The organism is Streptosporangium sp. NPDC000563 (genome assembly GCF_040299985.1).
Classification (GTDB): domain Bacteria; phylum Actinomycetota; class Actinomycetes; order Streptosporangiales; family Streptosporangiaceae; genus Streptosporangium.
In genome coordinates this window covers 84,900-107,700 of sequence record NZ_JBEPDA010000008.1, presented here as the reverse complement: position 1 = coordinate 107,700, position 22,801 = coordinate 84,900, and the positions used below count along the sequence as shown (strand labels likewise).

General features: G+C 71.2%; 18 protein-coding genes and 2 pseudogenes. 8 read left to right on the top strand and 12 right to left on the bottom strand.

Features of this window, described 5'->3' with window-relative positions:
• Positions 1–17: 17 nt before the first annotated feature.
• The 5 genes and pseudogenes from manB to ABT352_RS20550 all read right to left on the bottom strand — a co-directional run bounded on the left by manB (position 18) and on the right by ABT352_RS20550 (position 4,209).
• On the bottom strand, positions 18–1,109 hold the full coding sequence (gene manB / locus ABT352_RS20570) for a mannose-1-phosphate guanylyltransferase (RefSeq protein ID WP_502992885.1): 1,092 nt from the start codon (positions 1,107–1,109) through the stop codon (positions 18–20).
• A gap of 20 nt (positions 1,110–1,129) precedes the next feature.
• A complete protein-coding gene (locus ABT352_RS20565; RefSeq protein WP_502992884.1) occupies positions 1,130–1,696 on the bottom strand; it encodes a glycosyltransferase family 4 protein in 567 nt (188 codons plus the stop codon).
• Between the two features lie 39 nt (positions 1,697–1,735).
• Positions 1,736–2,239 (bottom strand): annotated as a pseudogene (locus ABT352_RS20560) (glycosyltransferase); the annotation flags it as partial.
• 103 nt (positions 2,240–2,342) lie between these two features.
• Positions 2,343–3,260, bottom strand: coding sequence for a lysylphosphatidylglycerol synthase transmembrane domain-containing protein (locus tag ABT352_RS20555; RefSeq protein ID WP_350946466.1), 918 nt, complete (start codon positions 3,258–3,260; stop codon positions 2,343–2,345).
• A 109-nt stretch (positions 3,261–3,369) separates the two neighbouring features.
• Positions 3,370–4,209: a class I SAM-dependent methyltransferase gene (locus tag ABT352_RS20550; protein ID WP_350946465.1), complete on the bottom strand. Its 840-nt coding sequence runs from the start codon at positions 4,207–4,209 to the stop codon at positions 3,370–3,372.
• Positions 4,210–4,332: 123 nt separating this feature from the next.
• Between ABT352_RS20550 and ABT352_RS20545 the strand changes: the two genes are divergently transcribed.
• Positions 4,333–5,457, top strand: coding sequence for a lysylphosphatidylglycerol synthase transmembrane domain-containing protein (locus ABT352_RS20545; RefSeq protein WP_350946464.1), 1,125 nt, complete (start codon positions 4,333–4,335; stop codon positions 5,455–5,457).
• Here ABT352_RS20545 and ABT352_RS20540 read toward each other — a convergent pair.
• Together ABT352_RS20540 and ABT352_RS20535 are read right to left on the bottom strand one after the other, a co-directional pair.
• Positions 5,436–6,527: pseudogene (locus ABT352_RS20540) on the bottom strand (glycosyltransferase family 4 protein); the annotation flags it as partial. The gene ABT352_RS20545 and the pseudogene ABT352_RS20540 sit on opposite strands and share 22 nt — an antisense overlap.
• The gene (locus ABT352_RS20535) at positions 6,528–7,421 is read right to left on the bottom strand and encodes a glycosyltransferase family 2 protein (RefSeq protein WP_350946463.1); all 894 of its coding nucleotides are present in this window, start codon (positions 7,419–7,421) and stop codon (positions 6,528–6,530) included. It abuts the pseudogene before it with no gap.
• 410 nt (positions 7,422–7,831) lie between these two features.
• Here ABT352_RS20535 and ABT352_RS20530 point away from each other — a divergent pair, with 410 nt between their 5' ends.
• Together ABT352_RS20530 and ABT352_RS20525 are read left to right on the top strand one after the other, a co-directional pair.
• Positions 7,832–8,236 carry a hypothetical protein gene (locus ABT352_RS20530; RefSeq protein WP_350946462.1) on the top strand — a complete coding sequence of 135 codons (405 nt, stop codon included), beginning with the start codon at positions 7,832–7,834 and terminating at the stop codon, positions 8,234–8,236.
• Positions 8,229–8,657 (top strand): hypothetical protein, encoded by a 429-nt coding sequence (locus ABT352_RS20525; protein ID WP_350946461.1) that lies wholly within the window; start codon positions 8,229–8,231, stop codon positions 8,655–8,657. Before ABT352_RS20530 ends, ABT352_RS20525 begins: the two co-directional genes overlap by 8 nt.
• An 83-nt stretch (positions 8,658–8,740) precedes the next feature.
• On the opposite strand, the gene ABT352_RS20520 is transcribed toward ABT352_RS20525, so the two are convergent.
• A complete protein-coding gene (locus ABT352_RS20520; protein WP_350946460.1) occupies positions 8,741–11,044 on the bottom strand; it encodes a hypothetical protein in 2,304 nt (767 codons plus the stop codon).
• A gap of 203 nt (positions 11,045–11,247) precedes the next feature.
• Between ABT352_RS20520 and ABT352_RS20515 the strand changes: the two genes are divergently transcribed.
• The 5 genes from ABT352_RS20515 (at position 11,248) to ABT352_RS20495 (ending at position 18,802) form a co-directional block, all read left to right on the top strand.
• Positions 11,248–12,705 carry a hypothetical protein gene (locus ABT352_RS20515; RefSeq protein ID WP_350946459.1) on the top strand — a complete coding sequence of 486 codons (1,458 nt, stop codon included), beginning with the start codon at positions 11,248–11,250 and terminating at the stop codon, positions 12,703–12,705.
• Between the two features lie 156 nt (positions 12,706–12,861).
• Positions 12,862–14,478, top strand: a complete 1,617-nt coding sequence (locus tag ABT352_RS20510) for an LCP family protein (RefSeq protein WP_350946458.1) — start codon at positions 12,862–12,864, stop codon at positions 14,476–14,478.
• A gap of 247 nt (positions 14,479–14,725) precedes the next feature.
• Complete coding sequence (locus tag ABT352_RS20505; protein WP_350946457.1) at positions 14,726–16,882, top strand: acyltransferase family protein; 2,157 nt, start codon at positions 14,726–14,728, stop codon at positions 16,880–16,882.
• Positions 16,883–16,982: 100 nt separating this feature from the next.
• Positions 16,983–18,080 carry a glycosyltransferase gene (locus tag ABT352_RS20500; RefSeq protein WP_350946456.1) on the top strand — a complete coding sequence of 366 codons (1,098 nt, stop codon included), beginning with the start codon at positions 16,983–16,985 and terminating at the stop codon, positions 18,078–18,080.
• Positions 18,065–18,802, top strand: a complete 738-nt coding sequence (locus ABT352_RS20495) for an acetoacetate decarboxylase family protein (RefSeq protein WP_350946455.1) — start codon at positions 18,065–18,067, stop codon at positions 18,800–18,802. Before ABT352_RS20500 ends, ABT352_RS20495 begins: the two co-directional genes overlap by 16 nt.
• A 244-nt stretch (positions 18,803–19,046) precedes the next feature.
• Here the strand turns inward: ABT352_RS20495 and ABT352_RS20490 are convergent, their stop codons facing one another.
• The 4 genes from ABT352_RS20490 to ABT352_RS20475 all read right to left on the bottom strand — a co-directional run bounded on the left by ABT352_RS20490 (position 19,047) and on the right by ABT352_RS20475 (position 22,798).
• Entirely contained in the window at positions 19,047–19,922 is an 876-nt protein-coding gene (locus tag ABT352_RS20490; protein WP_350946454.1) for a sugar kinase, read from the bottom strand.
• Positions 19,923–19,935: 13 nt separating this feature from the next.
• Positions 19,936–20,817 (bottom strand): glycosyltransferase family 2 protein, encoded by an 882-nt coding sequence (locus tag ABT352_RS20485; RefSeq protein WP_350946612.1) that lies wholly within the window; start codon positions 20,815–20,817, stop codon positions 19,936–19,938.
• Positions 20,818–21,012: 195 nt separating this feature from the next.
• Entirely contained in the window at positions 21,013–21,780 is a 768-nt protein-coding gene (locus ABT352_RS20480) for a CDP-alcohol phosphatidyltransferase family protein (RefSeq protein WP_350946453.1), read from the bottom strand.
• Positions 21,758–22,798, bottom strand: coding sequence for an iron-containing alcohol dehydrogenase family protein (locus ABT352_RS20475; RefSeq protein WP_350946452.1), 1,041 nt, complete (start codon positions 22,796–22,798; stop codon positions 21,758–21,760). Before ABT352_RS20475 ends, ABT352_RS20480 begins: the two co-directional genes overlap by 23 nt.
• Positions 22,799–22,801 lie beyond the last annotated feature (3 nt).

The following is a 22,801-nucleotide window of genomic DNA, read 5'->3' as shown; positions in this document are numbered from 1 at the left end:
CCACGCGCCCCGGACGCTCAGATGTCGCTGGAGAAACGGATCGCGAACTCGGGAAGCACGACGCCGGGCCAGACCCGGCTGCCCGCGAGCAGTTCGTTCCCCGAGCCGACCACGGCGCCGTCGCCGAGGACGACGTCCCTCAGGACCGCTCCAGAGTTGACGCGCGCGCCGATGCCGACCACCGAGTCGACCACGACCGCGCCCGAGTGAACGACGCAGTCGTCCCCGAGCACACTGCCGCCGATCTGCGCTCCCGACTCCACGATCGCGCGGGCGCCGATCACGGAACCGCCGGAGACCTTCGCCTCCGGCGAGATCATGGCGCCGGGCAGGGCGAGGAAGTCACCGGTGGGTCCCGGCAGGGCGGGCGAGGCGAGACGGCCGAGCACCAGGTCGCGGGAGCCCTTCACGAAGGCCGCGGGCGTGCCCACGTCGAGCCAGTAGGAGGCGTCGGCGTAGCCGAGCACCAGGGCGCCGTCCTCGATCAGGCCGGGGAAGGTCTCACGCTCGACCGAGACGACCTCGCCCTCGGGGATCGTGTCGATCACCGAGCGGGTGAAGACGTAACATCCGGCGTTGATCCGGTTCGTCACCGGGTTGGGGGTCTTCTCCAGGAAGGCGGTCACCCGCCCTTCCTCGTCGGTGGGCACGCACCCGAAGCGTGAGGGATCCTCCACCTCGGTCAGGTGCAGGGTGACGGCGGCCCTCCTCGCCACGTGCGTCGCGATCTGGTCGCCGATGTCGTGACCGGACAGGATGTCACCGTTGAGCACGAGCACCGGGTCGTCGGGACCGCAGGTGAGCGCCTCGGCGGCGTTGCGGATGGCTCCGCCGGTGCCGAGCGGGACCTCCTCCGTCATGTATTCGAGCGCGAGGCCGAACGCCTCGCCGTCTCCGAACGCCTCGGAGAACATCTCCGCCCGGTAGGAGGTCGCGAACACGATGCGCCGCACCCCGAAAGCCCTCGCCCTGGCGAGCTGGTGGGCGAGGAAGGGCACCCCTGCCGTGGGCAACAGGGGTTTCGGTGTGCCGAGCGTCATCGGACGCAGGCGTGTCCCTCGTCCACCGACAAGGAGAATCGCCTCTAGATCGGGCAAGGGGGTCTCCATCATGCCGAGAGGTTAACCCACTACTCGATCGCGCGCTGATAGGAGAGCAGGTGCGCCTCCGCCGAGGCCTCCCAGGTGAACTCCTTGGCGCGGGCGATCCCGGCGACGGACAGCGCCTCCCTGCGCTCGGGCGAGGAGAGCAGCGTGCGCAGCGCCTCGGCGATGCTCTCGGCGTCCGGCTCGGTGTAGGCGACCGCGTCGCCCCCCACCTCGGGCAACGAGGTGCGGTGGGTGGTGAGCACCGGCGCGCCGCAGGCCATCGCCTCGAGCACCGGCAGCCCGAAACCCTCGCCCCGCGAGGGGAAGGCCGCGACCACCGCGCCGCCGAGAAAGCCGCACAGGTCGGAGAACGACAGGAAGCCCGGACGCAGCACCCGCACGGTCGAGGGGACCTTCTCCACCGCGGCGTCCACCTCGGCGTCGCGGATGCCCCCCGCGAGCACCAGGGCGGGCGGGTCGGGGATGTTCTCGACGGCCCGCACGAAGCCGCGGATCAGGTTCGGCACGTTCTTGCGCGGCTCCAGCGGGCCGAGGAAGGCGACGTACGGGGTGCCGTGCAGGCCGAGCCGGTCGGAGGCGTGGGTGATCTCCCGCTCGGACGGCGGGTGGAACAGCGCGGGATCGACGCCATGGTAGGCGACGTCGATGCGGGTCGGGTCGGCGGAGAGGATCCTGATCAGCTCGTCCCTGGTCGCCTTGGAGGGCACGATCACCCGGGCGGCGTGCCGGACCGCCGTGCGGGTCGCGGCCCGGAAGAACGCCGCCTTGACCGCGTCGTGCTACAGGGGCTCGGTGAAGCAGGTGAGGTCGTGCACGGTCGCCACGGTGGGCAGGCCGGGACTCAGCGGGATCGAGTAGTAAGGGGCGTGGATGACCTGGGCGCCGACCTGCCGGGCCAGAAACGGCAGACCCGTCTGCTCCCATGTCAGGCGGGCGGCCCGGTTGGTGATCCCGTGAGGCCCGGGCACAATCCGCGCGGAGGGTGCCAACCCGGCGTATCGGGCGGCGTCGGCGCGCTGGCAGACGACCGCGAGATCAGCGCCCGCTCTGTCCAGTGCGGCGACGAGCCCATCGACATACCTGATCAGCGCACCGCGATCGGCCGGAACCGCGGCCGCGTCGACGAGCACTCTCGGCGTCAAGAAGGATCGCCCCCTCATGATCCACAGCGGGACGACCGTCCCCTTCCTCTTGTTTACTCTATTGCCAGAGTCGCTGAAACCGTGGGGGAAATCACACTGCTTTTCCCGAAGCGCGGTCCTTTCGGGATCCCTCGGCGCGGCGCGCGGTCAGGCCGGCGAGACCCGCGCAGAGAAGGTCTCCGAGGATGATCACGATCCGGGAGCAGAGCGCCACCGTGATCGCCGATCCCCGGTCCAGGACCGGCGCCAGCACGGCCACCATAGCCACCTCGCGCACCCCCGCCCCCGCCGGGACGACGAACGTCATGATCCCCAGACACCACGAGAGCGCGAACGCGCCGATCGAGAACAGGACCGCGGAAAGGCCGGAGGACCCGAGGTCGTGGACGATCGCCGCCAGGTGCAGCCCGTACGCGATCCAGCCGAGCAGCGCCCAGCCCAGCGCGGTGAGCATGCCCCCGCGGGTGAGCGGGCGCTCCAGCGGCTCGCGCCCCAGCTTCCGCAACCCGAACCCGAGGACCGCGTTCACCACCCTCGGCTCGAAGGCCACCGCGAGCACCGGGATGAGCAGGAACGCCCACGCGTACGGCGCCGCGGCCCCCGGCATCGCCGCCAGCAGGGTCACCCCCGAGACCACGAGCCCGCTGCCGAGCTGCACCGGCAGCGTCAGGAAGAACGCCGCCGCGCTCCGCGACCTGGGCACTCCCAGCTCCTTGCCCATCTCCATCTGGGCGATCACCGGCCACAGCGATCCGGGAATGTACTTGCCCAGCTGGCCCACGAAGAAGACCTTCGCCCCCGCGCGCAGCGGCAGCGGCGAGCCCAGGTCGGCCAGCAGCGCCCGCCACGTCATCATCCCGCCGCACAGCGCGGCGAGCACCGCGACGAGCGACAGCGCGAGGGACGTCCACGACAGCCGGGCGAACCCCGCGCGGATCTCCTCCCACTGGTCCACCACCACCCACGCGCCGAACCCGAGCGCGACGAGCAGGAACGCGACGCGGGCCACCCGCCTCAGGGTGGACCTGCCGGATCCGGCACCCGCGGTCACCAGAGCCCCGCCGAGGTCACCGCGGCGGCACGCCCCGGGAAGGAGATGTGGCGGGCCCGCGAGGAGCTCACAGGGGGCGTACCGGCTCGGGCGGCCGGCGCAGGGAGGCCCCGGCCGGGCGGCGGCCGCCCCTGGTCGCCACCCACAGGTAGGTGGGCACCACCGGCAGCAGCGCCCGCAGCACCGGGCGGGGCAGCCGCGACAGCACCCCGCCCGCGACCCGTCCCACCACGCCGGGGAAGAGCTCGTTCCCGGCGAACGCGGCCGGGGTGACGAGCACGGGGAAGGTGTAGTCCCACACCCGCAGGCCGCGCACCATCTTCCGCAGGCCCCTTCTGGTGCGGTAGCGCTCGTAGTAGCTGTCGGCCCGGCCGAAGAGCCGCACGTAGCGGTCGGCGAGCGCGGGCGGCAGATAGGACAGGAACGGCAGCTTGTAGTGCGGCTCCATCACCCCGAGCCGGTTGCCCAGCCCCAGGTAGAGGACGCCGTCCTCGGAGAGCACCCGGCGCATCTCGGCCATGATCGCGTCAGGGTCGACCACGTGCTCGTAGATGTGGTTGAAGACCAGCACGTCGATCGAGCCGTCGGGGAAGGGCAGCGCGGTGCCGTCCGCGCACACGAACTCGACCCGCTCGCCGAACCTCTGGGACGCCCTGCGCAGGCCCGGCACGTCGATGTCGACGCCGAACGTGTGGCTCGCGCCCGCCGAGGCCAGCTCGTCGGCGATGAAGCCCGCCGAACAGCCGATGTCGGCGACCGTCAGACCGGCGAGGACGTCGGTGTCCCTGCCGAGGAAGTGCCCGAGCACAGCGACGATCTTCGCGGCCTTCCTGCGGCGCTTCTCCTCGTCCAGCATCGCCGCCTGGAACTCGGAGTACTCAAGCTGGGCGACCCGCTCGGCGCTCATCACTCGCTCACCGCTCCTCTTCTTCCCCTCCACGCGACTCCGCGACTTCGCACGACGCCGCCCAAGAGTACCGGTGACCCGCGACCCTACCGTCGGGTAAGCAGGCCGTCGTACCCTTGGCGGATGCTCAGCCGACTGCGGTCAAGCCGCCTCCTCCGGGTGCTGCTCGCGCTGGTCGCGGTGGGCTTCCTCGGGTACGGCCTGGTCAGGAACCGCGAGGAGACGACGGCCGCGATCTCCCAGCTGTCGTGGTGGTCCCTCGGCGGCTCCTACCTCTCGGTGATGGCCGGGATCGGCTTCATGGTGCTGGCCTGGCGGACGGTGCTGGCCGGGATGGGCTCGCCGCTCCCCCTCGGAAGCACCGCGAGGGTGTTCTTCGTCGGCCAGCTCGGCAAGTACGTGCCGGGCAGCGTCTGGGCGTACGCCGCGATGATGGAGCTCGGCCGCGACCACGACGTCCCGCCCCGGCGCATGTTCGGCTCCGTCTCCCTCGCCCTGCTGATCTCCCTGGGCTGCGCGCTCCTCGTCGCGGCGGTCACCCTGCGCGAGACCATGACCCAGGCGTGGTACCTGCTGGCGCTGATCCCGGTGATCGCCGTCTGCCTGCACCCGGCCGTGCTCACGTTCGGGCTCAACCTGGCCCTGCGGATCGCCCGCCAGGAGCCCCTCGGCCAGGGCCGGCTGCTCAGCGGCGGGGCGGTGCTCCTCGCGGTCGCCCTCACGGTCACCGGCTGGGTGGTGTACGGCGCCCACCTGCTGCTCCCCATGGCCGACCTGGGCGCCCGGGGCGACTCCCTCTATCCGGTGGCGGTCGGCGCCTACGCGCTCGCCTGGGCGACGGGCATCGTCACGGTGATCGTCCCCGCCGGGATCGGCGTCCGCGAGGGGGCGCTGGTGCTCGCCCTGGCACCGGTGCTCGACTCCCCCAGGGCGCTGGTGGCCGCGGTGGTGTCGAGGGTGATGTTCACCCTCGCCGACCTGAGCTGGGCCGGGATCGGCTTCCTGTGGGGACGTCTCTCCCGTCCCGGGGGTCAGCGCGAGGAACCCGGGCCCGCCTCCGAGACCGGACCGGGCTCCGGATTCGGGCCGTCAGCCGGGGCCGAGACCGGGTCAGGGCCGGGAGCCGGATCCGGCTCGGGGACCGGGACCGCGTCCGGGCTCGGGTCAGGACCGGCCTCCGTGCCGGGAGTCGGGGCCGCCTCCGAGACCGCGTCCGGAACGGCGTCCGAGACCAGCGCCTCGACGTAGGAGGCCCAGTAAGGCTCGGGGTCGACGGCCTTGACCCCCGCGCGGAGCCGCTCGGGCTCACCAGGCCGGTAGAACGCGGTCAGCGCGGCACGCAGGCCCTCCACCGAGCCCGGTTCGACCAGCAGCCCGTCCACCCCGTCGGTGACGTGGTCGCCGAGCGTGCCCACCCTGCTGGCGATGACCGGCACCCCGTGCTCGTGGCCGAGCCACACCTGCTGGCTCGCCGTCCCGCTCCGGTAGGGCAGGACGAGCGCGTCCACGTCCGCGAACAGCCCCGGCAGGTCGGCCGAGGCCACGTATCCCGGCCGCAGCTCCACCCGCCCGTCCAGCCCCAGCTCGGCGGCGAGCGCCCGGGTCGTCTCCTCAAGGCCGCCCCAGAACTCCCCGGCGACCCGCAGCGACACCCCGTCGGGCAGCGCGCGGATCAGCAGGTCAAGCCCCTTGTACGGCCTGACGAGCCCGAAGAACAGCAGCCTGTCGTGCACGCCCTCGGCCGGCCTGTGTCCGCTGTGTCCGCTGTGCCCGCCGTGCCTGTCGGCCCCCGACGGGAGGTGCGGCGCCATCTCGGCCACCCGCACCGGCGTGGCCGCCAGCTCGCGGGCCTTGCCCGCCTGCCCCTCCGAGTGGACGAGCACCGTGTCCACCCGGCGCAGCAGCGCCTTCATCAGCGGCGTGTCGTACGGCTTGCGTTCGTGCGGCAGGACGTTGTGGCAGAGCGCCACGACCCGGGTCCTGCGGTCCAGGCCGTACAGGATGCCCAGGTAGGGCGGGACCTGCACCGGGCTGAGGACGACGAGGACGACGAGGTCGGCGCTCCTGAGCCGCCGCCCGGCGCGGACCCAGCCGTCCGGACGGCGCCAGTCGAGGTCGCGCAGGACGTTCGGGAACGGCTCGCCGTCGGGCACCTCGACGGTCTGCCGCCCCGGATACAGGAAGGAGGGGTACTGCGCCCGCCACGACTCGATCACCACGTCGTGCCCCGCGGCCCGCAGCCGGTGTGCCAGCTCGGTGGTGTGCGCGGCCCCGCCGCCCTTGTAGGGGTACGTCGGCCCGATGACGGCGATCCGCATCTACTCGCTCCTGGAGCGCACGATGAGGTCGGCCAGCAGCGCCAGCGAGCCGATGAGCAGGCCGGACAGGAAGATCACGATGGTGTTGCTGGTCAGGTAGAACCCGTAGCGGACGATGTCGACGACGCCCTTGACCAGGCCGATGCCGACCAGCCAGAGTGCGGGCGGCATGAGGACCTTGAGCGGGTTGAAGTACATCACCATCCGCAGCACCTGCAGGATGTAGCGGTAGGCGTCGGAGACGAAGCTGAACTTGGACTTGCCGGCCCGCTTGCTGTAGCCGATCGGCAGGTAGTAGACGTCGTGCTGGTTCGACAGGAACGACAGCGTGATCGTCGTGACGCAGGAGAAGCCGGGGGGCAGCAGCCGCAGATAGGGCTTGGCGACCGACTTGCGGAACGCCCGCAGCCCGCTGTTGAGGTCGGGGATCTTCTGCCCGGCCAGCCGCTCGGCCACCTTGCGGATGAACCACTTGGCCGGGACCCGCAGAAACTTGTGCGAGCCCTCCTCGCTGGTCCGCGCGCCCACGACCTGGTCGATCGTCGGGTCCTTCTCCAGGATCTGGACGAGCTCGGGGATCCGCTCGTTCGGGTACGTCATGTCGGCGTCGGTCCACACGACGATCTCGCCGCGCGCCTCCTGCGTGCCGATCCTGCGCACCGTGCCGGAGCCGCCGTTGCGGTGGAAGGCCCTGATCCGCATGTTCGGGAACCTGGGCGCGGCCTCCTTCAGCCTCGCCAGGGTCTCGTCGGTGGAGAAGTCGTCGACGGCGACGAGTTCGTAGGTGTATCCGCTGTGGTCCATCGCCTCGCAGATGCGCTCGACCTCGGCGATGACGTGGTCCTGCTCGTTGTAACACGGCAGGACGATGGTCACGTACGGCGTTGCGTCCACGGCTGATCCACTCTCGGGCTCTCGGGCATGCTCTCGACGGGCGAGGATACTCTGCCCGGACAGGCCCCGAGCGCACATCGCCTTTCCGGGACACCCCCTCGGGACAGCCCTGCCGGGATCGCCGGAGAGGCTCCCCGCAGGAGGAACCGATGCCCCGGAGGTCGCATACCGCCCCCGCCCGTGCACGGTCGCCGCCGGTGGGCCCGGCCGGCAGCGCGGTACGGACTACGCGGGCGGGAGCGCGGGACCCTTGGTCAACCGGAGAGCATCGACCGGTAAGAGTGATGACGACTCCAGGCCATGGCTTCGACCGTGCAGCAACAGGATGATTCCACCACAACTCAACCGTTAATCACTTAAAGTATCGACCCGATTACGTTTAATGCGATCAAGCTCTACCATCCACGACCATGCGATGGTTCGGGCGACGCAAGAAGATCGCCGATGACGAAGTCCTCACCGAATACGGAGATCGGGAAAGGCCGGTCAAAGGCAAGCCGTTCAAGGACCGCCCTGTCAAACCGCACATCAAGAACGCGGTCTCACTCATGCGGGGCCGGCTTCCGGTGGACGAGGCCGTCGCCAACTTCCCCAACCGCCGAGCTGTCGCCCGCAAAGGTGAGGGGGTTCGACACACCACAGCGGGACGCCTCCGTGAGGCCAAATTTCGCGTCGAATACACTCCAAACCAGTGGAATCAGGTTCACGTCTCTGTCGAAAATCTGGACGCGAAGCGGGAATGGACTGATGATGACAGTGCCCGCTTCAACGAATGTTTCGGCGAGCCGATATGGAAGGAGAGCGGCGATGAGTGAGCAGATCCATCTGCGAATCGGCGCTGAACCATGGCTGCCGGCAGACACGGCGAAGCTCGACAAAGTCGTGAACCACTACGACGTTCCACTCGCCGGAATCATCCAGCAGCACCGGAAGTACTACCTCTTCGAGTGCCTGGACGGGCATGGAAGCGACTCGAACCTCTGGGCCTATGCCGAGATCAGCCGAAGTGAGCGCCGGGAGATACTGAGGACACGAGGAGCCGCCGAGCTCCAGAAACTGTTCACCAGGATCCTCAGGTCACGATCGTTCACCGCGGCGGTGGCCATCGACCACGGGCTGGAGATGGCCGCATTGGTGGAGCACCAGCGCGACCGCGCCCCGGTGAAAGCGGCGACGACGGCCATCAGCCTCAAGGCCGACTCCGTGCGCGCCATCGACGTGCTCGCCACCTGCTGATCGGAGTGGGGTGACAGCCGTCCTGTCGTCTCCCCCGCTCCGGCAGCGGCGCACTGCTCGCGCTTGATCGTCTCGATGACGGATCAGGTTCTCGGGTCCACCCACGGGACGGCCATCCAGACGTCGGCGGCGAGGGACCAGGTGCCGTTGGGCGGGGTGACGAGGGAACGGTCGTCCTGGCGGGTGCGGAGGTTCATGATGTGGACGGGGGCGCCGTATTGGGAGAGCTGGCGGGACTCGGCGGCGAGCAGGACCGGGGTACGGCCGACGGAGCGGACCCGGGCGGCCAGGCGGGCGACGTCGGCGGCCTTGGGAAGGTCGGAGCGATAGATGGTGAGCCTGGCTGCGGGAAGGCCGCAGACGCCCCGGACGACCTGGGTGAAGCGGGCGGCGGTGACGCGCTCGACGACGAGCACCGAGGCTCGGGGCGGGAGGGCCGCACACATGGCCTCGACCGCGGCGAGCTCGTCGCGGTCGACCGGGCTGAACGCCGTCCCCCCCGAGGTGATCACCGGCGGGACGAGGAAGAGGACCGCGCCGACCGCGACGAGGCCCCTGCGCACGCCCTGGCCGTACCCCGACCTCCGCACCCTGTCACGCGTCCAGCCCAGGCCCCAGACGGCGAGCAGGATCAGGCCGGGGATGACGACGGGGACGAGCCGCCGGGCGGCCCACGGGTGGTCGGGGGTGATGCCCGGCCGGTAGAGCGTGGTGACCGTGGTCCAGCCGATCACGGCGAGCGGCAGCAGCCAGCCGGGCGCCGTCCCCCTGACGAGCCTGCGCGCGAGCACCGCCGCGGCGAGGGTGGCCATGATCGCCACGGGGAGTCCGACGTACCAGATCACCCAGTGCGCCGAGTTCTCGTAGTAGAGCCGGGAACCGTCGAGCGGCAGGCGCTCGACCCGCTGGACCCCCTCGATGAACTGCGCGGTCATCCGGTCGCCCGAGGTGACGGGGGGCCGGATCACGGTCTCCAGCCACGGCCGGGCGGCGAAGGCCGCCGCGACCAGCACCACCAGTCCGGCGGCGATCTCGGGCAGCCTCCCGATCCCGGCCATCCGCCGCAACGGCGCCGCGAGCCACGGGGCGAGCACCGCCGCCACCACGGTGAGGACCACGACCGCGCCGCAGACGGCGAGCAACGGGATCAGCGAGTCCGACAGGTATTTCAGGTACGGCCTGGACAGCAGGTAGGCGGCGGCCAGACCCAGCCCGGTCCCCACCGCGAGCCCGCCGAGCAGCGGCATGCCCAGCCGTCCCCCGTCGCGGTTCCCCGCCCGGCTCAGGGCGATGAGCAGCCCGGCGTAGACGAGCACCGGGAGCACGTCGCGCAGCCCGTCGATCCTGATCAGGATGGCCAGCCCGAACACCAGCCCCGCCAGGGCGGCGCCCGTTCGCGCCATGCCCTCGCCGGGGTCGGGGCCGGGGCCGGGGTTGAGGCCGGAGGCGAGGCCGAGGCCGAGGTCGAGGGCGGAGACGGGGTCGGAGGCGGGGTCGGAGGCGGGGTCGGAGACGGGGGCGGGGTCGGAGGCGGAGACGGGGTCGGAGGCGGAGGCGGAGACGGGGGTGGGGGTGGGGCTGAGGGCGGGGGTGGGGGGCATGTGCGGCGGGGCGCCGGCGCCGACGGTGTGGGAGCGGAGCCTCGCCTCGGCGTCGTACAGCAGCGCGAGACCGCCGAAGAGCAGGACGAGGGACGGGATCTCGCTGAAGGTCGTCCGCGAGGTGTAGAGGATCGGCAGGCAGACGGCGAAGACCAGCGCGGCGAGAGGTGCCCAGCGAGCCCCGGCGAGCCGGGCGACGACCCCCGCGAGGACGAGCACGGCCGCCGCTCCCAGCACCGGCGGTACCAGCAGCAACCCCGCGATGTCCCCCAGCCAGGCGCCCACCACGTGCAGCATCGGCGCGCCCGGCATGAACTGCGGTACGACCGCGCCGCCGGAGACGTAGAAGCCCACGCTGTCGAAGTGGAGCGCCGGGTCGGTGCCGCCGAAGGCCCAGTCCTGGAAGGGGATCGGCAGCGAGCCGTGCCTGGCCAGCCAGATGCCGTACTGCGCGTAGGTGGCGGGGTCGCGACGGACGATCAGCTGCTCGCCGTGGAGCAGGCCGTTGAAGATCCCGGAGGCGAGGGCGACGGCGACCACCCCGGTCACCTGCCAGGCGGTCGCCTCGACGATCTCCGGCAGGCGGCGCAGGCCGTACCGGCACAGCAGCGCGATGGCCACCAGCCCCAGCGGGACCGCGACGAGCGGCCGGAACCAGCCGAGCAGCAGCAGCGGCAGCCCTGCCAGCAGCCAGCCCGCCAGGACGAGCACGGGCACGACGGAGACCACGGCGAGCACCCTGCCCGCCGAGGGCCTGCGCGTACGGTCCAGCCAGCCGATGGTCATGATTCGAACCGAGCGTAGTGCCACTTCCCGCCCGCACCGGGCACGCCGGGCCCGGCCGGACACGCGTCCGGGCGGGCACCGGGTTTCCGGCGAGGCCCGACCGGGGCCGGGCGGGCACCGGATGCGCGGACACGAGGGCCGGTGCGAGCACGGAGCCGGGGGAGAGCCGGTAGCGTACGCGCAGCGTGCGAGGAGGGGGACGAGTGATCGGGTGGGTGCGGGGTGGTCGCGGGGGCGCGGGCGGTCGCGGGTTTCCTGAGCGCCGCGGGCTCCCCGGTCGCCGCCGGCTCACCGACCATCGCTGGTTCCTGGCCGTGCTCGGCGCGGGGATCGCGCTGCGGGTGATCACCATGCTCGGCTACCGGCCCGCGCTCTGGTTCCCCGACTCCTACACGTACGTCGTCACCGCGCTGAAACCCCGGCCCGACCTGGTCCGTCCCGCCGGATACCCGATGTTCATGCGACTGCTCGAACCGTTCCACGAGTTCGCCGTCGTCGTGGCGGCCCAGCACCTGCTGGGGCTGCTCGTCGGCGTGCTGGTCTATCTCACCGCGCGGCGGCTGCGGGCGCCGGGCTGGGCCGCGACGCTCGCGGCGGTCCCCTCCCTCCTGGACGCCTACCAGATCCAGCTGGAGCACCTGCTGGTCTCCGACACCCTGTTCGCGGTCCTGGTCGTGTCGGCGGCCTGCCTCGCCGTGCGCGACTCCGTCGGATGGCGTACGGCGTGCGGGATCGGACTGCTGCTCGCGGCGGCGACGCTGACGAGGACCGTCGGGCTGCCGCTGGTGGCGCTCTTCGCCGCCTGGCTGATCTTCAGGGAGCGGGGGCGGGTGCTCGCGGCCGGCGTGATGATCGCCGCCGCGACGGTGCCGATCGTGGGGTACGGGGCCTGGTTCTACGCGACGTACCAGCGGTTCGGCATCGTGGGCGCGAACGGCGTCTTCCTGTACGGCAAGACGATGACCTTCGCCGACTGCGACGTGATGCGCCCGCCGCCCGACCTGGCGGTGCTCTGCGATCCCCGCCCGCCGCACCTGCGGCCTCCCGCACAGGAGTACGTCTGGGCGCAGGACTCCCCGCTGGTCAAACTGCCCGGCATCACCTTCACCCGGACGAACGACACGCTGGCCGGGCGGTTCGCGTCACTGGCGATCATGAGCCAGCCGCTGGACTATCTCGGTTCGGTCGCCTCGGAACTGGCCCGCTCGTTCACCGTGGGCCGCCCGGTCTACCCGGATCAGGAGATCTACGACTACTACCGGTTCCCCGCGACACCGCCCGCGCCGCCGGGGCGCTATCCGGCGACGGTGGGCGCCGAGGCCGCGAAGCGCTACGAGCGGGGACCGATCTCCACCCGGATCGTCGAACCGTACGCGGGCTGGATCCGTACCTATCAGGGAGTCGCAGGACTGCCTGGCGCGGCTGTCCTGGTGATTCTCCTGCTGCCGCCCGCGGCGGCGTGTGTCCGGCGCTTCCGCCCGGAGTCCACGGCGTGGGCGCTGCCCTGGTCGGTGGCGGTGGTGCTGCTGGTGCTGCCGCCGGCGGTGGCGGAGTTCGACTACCGGTACGTCCTGCCGGCCGTGCCCGCCGCCTGCCTGGCAGCGGCACTTGCCGTACGTAAACCTAATTTCAGTAACATTCCTACTAATGTCCGTATTTGAGTATGCTGGCCGCCGGATCCAAACATGGCGGTTGTCAGGGGGCGGTCTTGGCCAAGTTCGCATCATCATGTCTCCTGGCGCGTATCTCGTGATCTACCCTTTGGGCTCGATGACCGAGCATGAGCACCGGACGACGCCGCCGAGCGGAAGGATCGCATGAGCGACCACCGGCAGGCGGCCGTCAGAGACCGCCGGAGCGAACCGACCTCCCCCGGCCACCGCGGACCGCGGCGCTCAAGAGGGGACGCCCCGCCCCAGGGTCCGCCGGGAGACCTCCCGCCGCCTCCGCAGGAGAAAGCACCGAGGGGCCGGGGCCGCAAGCAGCGGCGGCTCAGCATCGGCGCCTGGGCCGGCATCGCGGCGACCGGAGTACTGGTGCTCAGCACCCTCGGCGGCTACAAGGTCTACCGCGACACCCTCGGCGAGTTCCAGACCGTCGACCTCAGCGGCAAACTCGGCCAGAACCGGCCGGCTGCCGTGAAGGGCGCCCTCAACGTGCTGATCGTGGGCTCCGACACCCGCGAGGGCGACAACCTGAAGTACGGCCAGAAGATGGCCGACGCGGGCAAGCGCACCGACACGATCATCCTCATGCACATCGCCCCCGACCGGGACAAGGCGACCTTCATCAGCTTCCCCCGTGACTCGGTCGTCGAGATGCCCCCCTGCAAGTCGGAGACCGGCGCGCCGGTCGCGGCCCGCACCGAAATGATCAACGCCGCCTACAACGAGGGCGGCATCACCTGCACGATCACCACGATCGAGTCGCTCACCGACATCCGCATCGACCACTTCGTCGAGGTCGACTTCACCGGCTTCAAGAACATCGTGAACGCTCTCGGCGGCGTCAGGATCTGCCTGACCAAGCCGGTCGACGACAAGAAGTCCAAGCTCACCCTCCCCGCGGGCTGGCACCTCCTCGCGGGCGAGAAGGCGCTGGGCTACGTCCGGCTGCGCAACTACGGCGACGGCAGCGACATCGGCCGCATCAAGCGTCAGCAGGTCTTCCTCAGCCAGGTGGTGAAGAAGGCGACCAGCAGCGAGCTGCTGAGCGACCCCGCCAAGATGCTGAACTTCATCACCACCGCCGCCAAGTCCGTCCGGATGGACGAGGAACTGGCCAGGGACACCAACACCCTGCTCCAGATCGGGCAGAGCGCCCAGAAGCTGACCGCGAGCGGCGTCAAGCTGATCACCGTCCCGTGGGGCCCCCACCCCGACGACCCGAACCGGGTCGCCTGGGTGCAGCCGTACGCGAACCAGCTGTTCGCCGCGATCAAGAACGACACCGAGGTCACCCCGCCCCCCGACCCCAAGGCCAAGCCGGCCGTCAAGCGCGAGCAGGTCAGGCTCCAGGTCTTCAACGGCACGGACACGCCGAACAGGGCGAGGGAGGTCGCCGCAGAGCTGGCCGACCAGGGGTTCGTGGTCACCCATGTCGGCAACGCCCGCCCGGCGACCGCCAACGTGCCCACCACCACGGTGCGCTACGCCAAGAAGGACGCCGCCGACGGCGCCTCGTACGGCGACGCGGTGGCCGCCAGGCTCTCCGGCGACAAGCGGACCCCGGTCGCGGGCAAGGTCAAGCCGGTCACCACCGAGAAGTACGTCCCGGCCGTGGCGCCCCCGCCCACCCCGGAGGGCAAGGCTCCGACCGGGCCGGTCATCCAGCTCGTCATCGGCGCCGACTGGCCGGGCGTCCGCGCCCTCCCGAAGATCCCCGACGCCCTCACGGACAAGGTCGTCGACAGCAAGACCAACCCCTGCAGCTGAGACGCCTCCCCTCACCCCCGGCCGCCCCGAGGGCGCGGCCGGGCCCGTGACCCCGTGGACAGTCACGATTACCCGAGAACCGTCCGAATCAAAGTGCATGCGTGCGACAGAGGGCGCACAGTCGGTTTAGGGTTGGTCAAGGCGGCGAGGCGAACACCTGCCCGCGTCCCCGACCCTTCCCCTGGGCGCCCCGCCGATCTGCCCGACACTTCCCCCGGTCTCCGACAGATAGCTGAGCCTCCCCCTCGTGAGCGACATCCGACCCTTCCAGGTGCCTGCCCCCCAGGACGACGGCGGTTCCGACCCCGGCTCCGGTGGGGCCAACGGCGGGCAGGGCAGGAGGTCCGCTCCGTGGCCCACGCCCGGCCAGGCGCAGGCGTCCGGTGGATCCCAGCCCTCGTGGCCGGAGCCACCGGGACCGGTCACCTCCGGCGGGGCGTCCCGGCGCGACACCGGGGACGGCCGCGAGGAGAGCCCCGGCGAGGTCACCGAGTGGGGGGGCTACCCGGCGTATCGCGAGCCCCACCCCGGCGGGACCCGTGCCGGCGGAACCTCCACCGGCGAATCCCACCCCGGCGGACCCCACTTCGGCGAGACCCACCCCGGCGAGCCTCGTCCCGGCGGGTCCCCCTTCGGTGAACCCCGGCCCGGCGGATCCCCGTTCGGCGAGTCCTACTTCGGCGAGCGTCCCGGCGGCCCCTCGTTCGGCGGGGCCCACGGCTCCCACGACCCGCTCGACCTGTCGAAGCCCCTCGCGCCCGAGCCGGTCGTCCAGGACCCCTCGTGGGACCGCGAGGAGCCCGGCTGGGCACAGGACGGCCCGTCGTGGACGCGGGAGTCACCGTGGGCACAGGAGACGCCGTCGTGGGCTGAGGGGCCCACCCCTCCGCAGGGCGCCCCCCGTGCGCCGTCCCCCCGGCCCCACTGGGCCCCGCCGCCCATGACACCGCGCGTCCCCGCGCCGGCCTCCCCACCGCCAGGAGCCGCGCACCCTCAGGATCCCGGCTGGACGCCCGATCCGGGGCGGCCCCGGTTCCCCGAGGAAGCTGAGCTCTCCGGGCTTCCCGGACGTCCCAGGCTCCCCGGGGAGCCCCAGGCTCCCGTGCGGTTCCCGGACGCGGAGGCCCCGAGACCCCGGCAGGAGCCGCGAGCGTCCGGTGAACGCCCCTTCTCGTACTGGGAGAACACCGCCAGGGACGGCGGCCCCTCGTACTGGGAGAACACCACGAGGGACGGCGGTCCCTCGTTCTGGAACCAGGGACCGCGGGCCGAGCAGGAGCTGCGGGCGGAGCGTGAGCGCGAGACGGTCGCCGAGGAGGAGCCCCCGGCCCCTCCGGTCAAGAAGAAGCGCGAGCCGTACCTCGACAACGTGAAGTTCGTCCTGATCGCCCTGGTGGTGATGGGCCACTCGCTCGTCCCCACCCTGAAGGCGCACTCGTCGGAGGCCGCGTACCTGTTCATCTACACGTTCCACATGCCGGCGTTCGTGCTGATCAGCGGTTATCTGGGACGCAACTTCTGGAACTCCAACGCGAAGATCAACAAGCTGGTCGACACCCTGTTGATCCCGTACATCGTCGTGGAGATCGGTTACGCGCTGCTCCGCTACGGGCTCGGCCAGAAGTGGACGCTGACGATCATTGATCCGGCCTGGCTCAACTGGTACTTGGTCGCCCTTGTCCTCTGGCGGATCTCCACGCCCATCTGGACGCGGATGCGACAGCCCCTGCTGGTCGCGGTCGTCATCTACCTGGTCGCGGGCTTCTCGGAGATCTCCGGCGACTTCAGCATCGACCGCTTCTTCGGCCTGCTGCCGTTCTACGTGCTCGGCCTGCTGCTCAAGCCGGAGCACTTCGACCTGCTCAAGCCCCTCTGGGTCAAGATCACCTCAGCGGTCGTCCTCATCGGCGCCGCCGGGGTGGCGATCCTCATCGCGCCCCACGTCCCGCGCGCGCCGATCTACTTCCGCTACAGCTTCAAGGCGATGGACATGTCCTGGTGGCTGGGCCTCGGCGTGCGAGGCGCCCTGCTGATCGCGGCACTCGCCATGACGGTGGCGCTGCTCGCGCTGATCCCCCGGGGCGAGACCTGGTTCTCCGACCTCGGCACCCGCACCCTGTACGCCTACCTGCTCCACGGCGTCGTGGTGGTCATCGCCAAGGACCAGGGCTGGCTGAGCTTCCCCTGGCTGTACGGCCCGCTGGGCGTGGCGGCGATCGCGTCGAGCTCGCTCGCCCTCGCCATCGTGCTGTGCCTGCCCGAGACCCGCAAGCTCTTCAAGTGGATGCTCGAACCCCGGCTCGTATGGCTCTACCGCCGCCCCTCCCCTCCCCCCGCCGCTACCACCGCACCGGCCGAGGGCGCACCCGCCGCCAAGGAGAGTTCAGCCTCAGTTCCCCGCTGATTAACGCAACACATCCGGTGATGACGGAACGAACACTCAACATCGGGACATGCGGGTATGCGTCGCGACGATCGCTCATCACCCAGAGGACGCCAGGATCATGCATCGGCAGATCCGGGCGCTCCTCGACGCCGGGCATGAGATCACCTATGTCGCCCCCTTCACCGACTGCAACGTCACCCCGGATCCCGGTATCCGCGCGATCGACGTACCCCGGGCGATCCCCAACCGCCGCAGACGCGCGCTGAAGGCCGCACGGGGGGCTCTCAAGCGCGGGGTGGAGGGCGCGGACCTGCTGGTCGTGCACGACAGGGAGCTGCTGTTCCGCCTGCCCAGGCACCGTCCCGTCACCGTCTGGGACGTGCGCGAGGACATCGGGGACGGCTGGGGCGGCTGGGGCGTGACCGCCGCGCTCGGCCTCACCCTCCCCGGCCACCTGAGCCGCGCCCTGCCCGCGCTCGCGCGCCGGATCGGGGCCTCCCCGGAGCACCGCCTGCACCTGATCCTGGCCGAGGAGTCCCACCGGGAACGGCTCTCCGGCCCCCACCAGGTCGTTCCCGACACCGCCTACGTCTCCCCGTGCCCGCCCGCGCCGCCCGGCGGGAACCGGGTGGTCCACGTGGGCCACCTCTCCAGGGCCGGAGGCGTGGGCGAGCTGATCGAAGCGGCGAGGCGGCTGCTCCCGCACGGGATCAGGCTCGACCTGATCGGCTCCGCCGACGTCCGCGTCAGGCCGCTGCTGCGGGACGCGCAGCGGGAGGGCCTGCTCGACTGGTACGGCTACGTGCCCAACCGGCACGCGCTGCGGATGGCCGAGGGGGCGATCGCCGGCCTGTCGCTCCCGCACGACGCACCCGGCACCCGGCCCGTACCCGCCAAGATCATCGACTACATGTCCAAGGGGGTCCCCGTCGTCACCACCCCCCTGTCCGCCGCCGCGTCCATGGTCGAGAAGGTCGGGTGCGGCGTCGTCGTACCCTTCGGGGACGCCGAGGCGACGGTACGCGCGGTGCTGGCGCTGCGGGACGACCGGGAAGGGGCGGCCGAGATGGGAGCGCGCGGCCACGCCGAGGCCCTCGCCCGCCACAACTGGCCGGATCACGCGGGCGCCTTCGTCGGGCGGCTTGAGGAATGGGCCGGCAAACCAGTGACGTCCGGCCGGGAGATTGGTGTACTGGAGGCATGGCACGCCATCTGATCCAGGGGCGCGAGGTCACCATGCCGGTCCGCGTCCGCGACGTCATGGTCTGCAGCGCGTCCTACCTGGTCCGGGCGGACGCCGCGCGGGCCGTGATCGCCTACTCGCACTTGGACGTCGCCGAGGTGTTACCCCGCAAGGCCCTGTGCACGCTGGTGTTCGCCGACTACCGCGACGGTGATCTGGGCCGCTACCACGAGTTCGGCGTCGCCTTCCTGGCGAGGCCGCCCGGCGCGGGCCACGTTCCCGGCGGAGGGCTGCGCGCGAACCTGTCCGAGCTGCGCCGCACCGGCGCCGGGGCGTTCGTCCACTGGCTCCCGGTCGACCAGGACTTCACCTTGGAGGCGGGCCGCGCCATCTGGGGCTTCCCCAAGGAACTGGCCGACATCGACCTGCGGATCTCCTCCCCCTACAAGCGGTGCGTCCTGCGCAAGGACGGCCGCCTGGTGCTGGACCTGCTGATCAAACCCGGCGTCCCGGTGCCGGGCACCGGGATGATGACCGCCCTCGACGCCTACAGCCACCTGGACGGCGTCACCCGCCGCATCCCGTGGTCGCTCTCTCCCCGCGGGGTCCGCACGCGTCCCGGGGGCGCTCTCATCCGCCTGGGCAACCATCCGATCGCCAAGGAGCTGAGCGAGCTCGGTCTGCCCAAACGCGCCCTGATGACGAGCACGATCTCCCACCTGGCCATGACCCTCGGTGAGGCCAAGGAGCCCTGAGGCTCCTCGTGAGAGGCCCGGCCGGACAAGGCAAGGCACGTCCCGGCCCGGCGGAGCGCTCGGAGACCCTCCCTCGGCGAGAAATCGGGCACCGGACCAGGCATCGGGCCTCGAAAAGGCCCTGACCCGCCCGCGCACGGCGAGAAGCCGCGCGGATCGGCGGGTCAGATCCTGTCAAGGACCCTGCGGTCGGTCGGAGGTTGGGTCAGACCCCGCCCGGAGGCGCTCACCCACATCCTCACCGTCAGGTGTCGAGCTCCAGGAGGGGCAGTTCGGCCCTCGTCGGCAGGCCCTGCCAGTCACTCGGCCCCGACGAGGCGAAGGCCGCGAGCAGGCCGCCCCTGCGCAGCCGGTCGGCCGGGTGAAGACCTTCGAGCAGCGCGCTGAGATAGCCCGCGACGAAGGCGTCCCCCGCGCCGTTGGGGTCGACCACGGGCGCGGAGAGGCTCGCGGCGTCGTGGCGTACTCCGTCGACCCGCACGCTCGCCCCTCGTGCACCGCGCGTCACGATGACCTCGCGATCCCCGGCGAGCGCGGGCTTGACCAGGTCGAGCTCGCTCTGCCGGACGAACAGCACGTCGGCGGAGCAGGCCAGCACGCTGAGGATCTCCTCCGCCTCGCGCAGGTCGGGCCAGAGCTGGTCGTGGTAGTCGATCGCCACCGAGACCGCGACCCCGGCGGTCCGCGCGGCGCGTACGGCCGCGTGCATGGCGTCGCGCGCGCTCAGCGCGGCGGTGATCCCGCTCACGTGCAGGATGCGCGAGGCCGCGATCCGGTCCACGGGAACGTTCCCCTGGGCCAGCCTGACGCCGGTGCGGTAGTAGGTGACCCTCGCCGCCTGGCCGAGCCTCGACTCCTTCAGCAGGATCCCGGTCGGGGACCCCTCGTCCACCCTGGCGTCGGAGACGTCCACGCCCTCGCCGCGCAGCACGGTGAGGATCCTCGCTCCCAGCTCGTCGCCGCCGACCTTGCCCAGCCAGCCCACCCGGTGGCCGAGCCTGGACAGACCGACCGCGACGGTGAACTCGGCTCCGGCGACGTCCAGCCTGGCCTCGTGCTCGTGGCGGATCCGGCCGCTGGTGACGACGCCGAACGCCTCGCCGAGGGTGTATACGTCCACTGCTGATCGAAGGTCAGACGATCGGCGGACGGCCGAGGCGGAGCATCCGCCAGGCGGTCTTCCAGCCCATGGGGCGACGTTCTCCCGCGGGCTCGCGGAGCCCTTCCGCGAAGCCCTTGAACCAGGCGCGCAGGGCGGGCCTGGAGCGCTCGCGGACGAGGGTGAGCACCATCCAGTTGAGGAGGTAGAGCGCGGCCAGCGGCCAGGGAAGGTTGCGACGGGCGAGCCAGACCCGGTTGCGGGCGTTGAGGCGGTAGAAGTCGGTGTGCCGGGTCGGGGGGACCTGCGGGTGGTACATGACCGTCTCGGCGTCGTACTCGATGCGGTATCCCTCGCCGAGGAGCCTCCACGCCAGGTCGGTCTCCTCGTGGGCGTAGAAGAAACGCTCGGGGAGCCCGCCGACCTGGAGGAAGGCCGAACGGCGGATGGCGCACGCGCCGCCCAGGAAGGTGGTGACCGGAGAGGACCGCTCGGGGTCGCCCGCGCGCAGGCGGGGAACGTGACGGCGCTGGCCGATGCCGCCCTCGGGATCCTTCACCCGGAAGGAGACGACCGCGAGGTCGTGCTCGGTGGAGAAGCGCTCCCGCAGGTGGGAGACGAGCCCGGTGTCGGCGTACCAGCCGTCGTCGTCGAGGAAGAGGACGACGTCGCCGGAACACTCCTCGACGCCTCGGTTACGGCCCGCGGGAATGCCCGCGTTGTGGTTCAGCCGCACGCTCCTGATCGAGGCCGAGGACCCCGCGGGCACGGTGACCGAGAGTTCGGGGACGTCCGCGCCGTTGCCGACGATGACCACCTCGACGTCACCGTCGACCTGGTTCAGCGCGGACTCGACCGCGCGGTCCAGCTCGGGGACACGGTTGCCCATGGTGAGGATGACGCACGAGATCTTCAACGGGTCATCGTCCTGACGCGTCGAGAGCACGTACGGAGCATACTTTCATGATCACCGAGTCTGCTGGGTCGGGAATTCTGGCAGGGCTGGAGTTTCCTGGTATACCGGGGCACAAGCGTATCGGAACCGCCGACGAACACCCGCCAAACAGCGGTGTGTTCGCACCTACGACGCGCCCGGACGCCATCCGGTTCCTCATGAAAGCCGCCTGGACGCCAGAATGCTGATCAGATGCAGGATCATCTGCAGCACGGCGACGACCACGCAGGCCACCACGAGGATCCTCGTCGCCGCCAGCCCCCCGTCGATCGCGTCCCAGATCGCGGCGACCACGATGAGGAGTGACAACTCGACCGCCTGCACGATCCGGTGGAACTTCAGCGCCGCGGCCGCCTTGCGCGCCATGCCCAGCCCGCGCGACCGGAAGTGCTCGGCCGAGGCCTCGGTCGCCGCGACCAGCCCGGAGCGGGCGCGGGCCACGTCGACCAGGTCGGTCTCCGCCTTGATCAGGATCGCGCCGAGCGCGGCGGCGAACCCCGTCACGGTGTACCAGTCGGGCAGGACCTCCGACGCCCGGAAGCCCAGCCCGATGAGGATCGCGGCCTCGGCGAAGTAGTGACCGACCCGGTCGAGGTAGACGCCCGTGATGGAGGTGCGCCCGGTCCAGCGGGCCAGCTCACCGTCGGAGCAGTCGAGCAGCAGGTAGAGCTGGACCAGCAGGGCCGCGAGGACGGCCGCCCAGAGTCCGGGCAGCGCGAGCACGGCTCCGGCCAGCAGGCCGGTGAAGATCATCAGCCAGGTGGTCTGGTTGGGCGTGATCGGCGTCTTGGCGAGAAACCAGGTGACGTAGATCGACAGCTTGCGCATGTAGAGAGCGCCGGCCCAGTGCTCGCCGCTGTTGCGGTCCATGGTCGTGTGCGGCTGGGCCACCGCACGGAGCTCAGCGACCGACGGCCCGGACATAATCCTCCACCCGATCGCGAATCTCCGGCTCCGACAGGCGCAGGTGCTCAAGAATCGTGTAGCGGCCGGGACGCGTGGCCGGGGCCAGCGCGACCGCCTCGGTGAACTCGGCCGGGGACAGCCCCACATCGGCGGGGGTGACCGGCAGCTCGTGCCCGCGCAGGCAGTCGACGACCTGATTGAGCCTCCGTGAGTCCTCGCGGAGGAAGAAACAGAACGCGGCACCTATCCCGGCGAGCTCGCCGTGGTTGGAGGTGCCGGGAAAAAGCTGATCCACGGCATGCAGGATCTCATGATCTCCGCCACTCGAAGGACGTGAGGATCCGGCGACCACCATCGACATGCCCGACAGGATAAGCGCCTCGGCCAGCACGGTCAGGAACGCGTCGGACTCGATCGAGTCGGATCTGCCGATCACCGCCTCCGCCGCGGTGCGGGCCATCGCGCAGGCCAGGCCGTCGATCGGCTCCCCGCGCTCGCCCGCGCCGAGCTGCCAGTCCTCGATCGCCGAGAGGTTGCTGACCACGTCACCGACCCCGGACCTGACCAGCGAGGCGGGCGCGTCGTGCACGAAATCGAGATCGACCATGATGGCGAGCGGCATGGGGACGCCGAAGGAGCCCTTGCCCCCGTCGTGCGTGAGCGAGGCCACCGGCGAGCAGATCCCGTCGTGCGACAGGTTGGTGGCCACCGCCACCATCGGGATCCCGGCCAGCGACGCGGCGTACTTGGTCACGTCGATGGTCTTGCCGCCGCCGATGCCCACGACCGCCTCGTACGCCCCCTTGCGCAGGTCGGCGCCGAGCGAGATCGCCGCGTCGACCGAGCCGTCGGGCACCCGGAAGACCTGGGCCTGGCCGAGCGAGGGAGTGATCACCGAGGCGATCCTGTCTCCCTGGCCCGCGCCCACGGCCACCGCCACCCGACCGGAGGTCGCCACCCTGCTGTCGGCCAGCAACGTGCCGAGCTGGGCGACGGCGCCCCGGCGCACCTCCATGGACAGGGGCGCCGGGAGCATCCT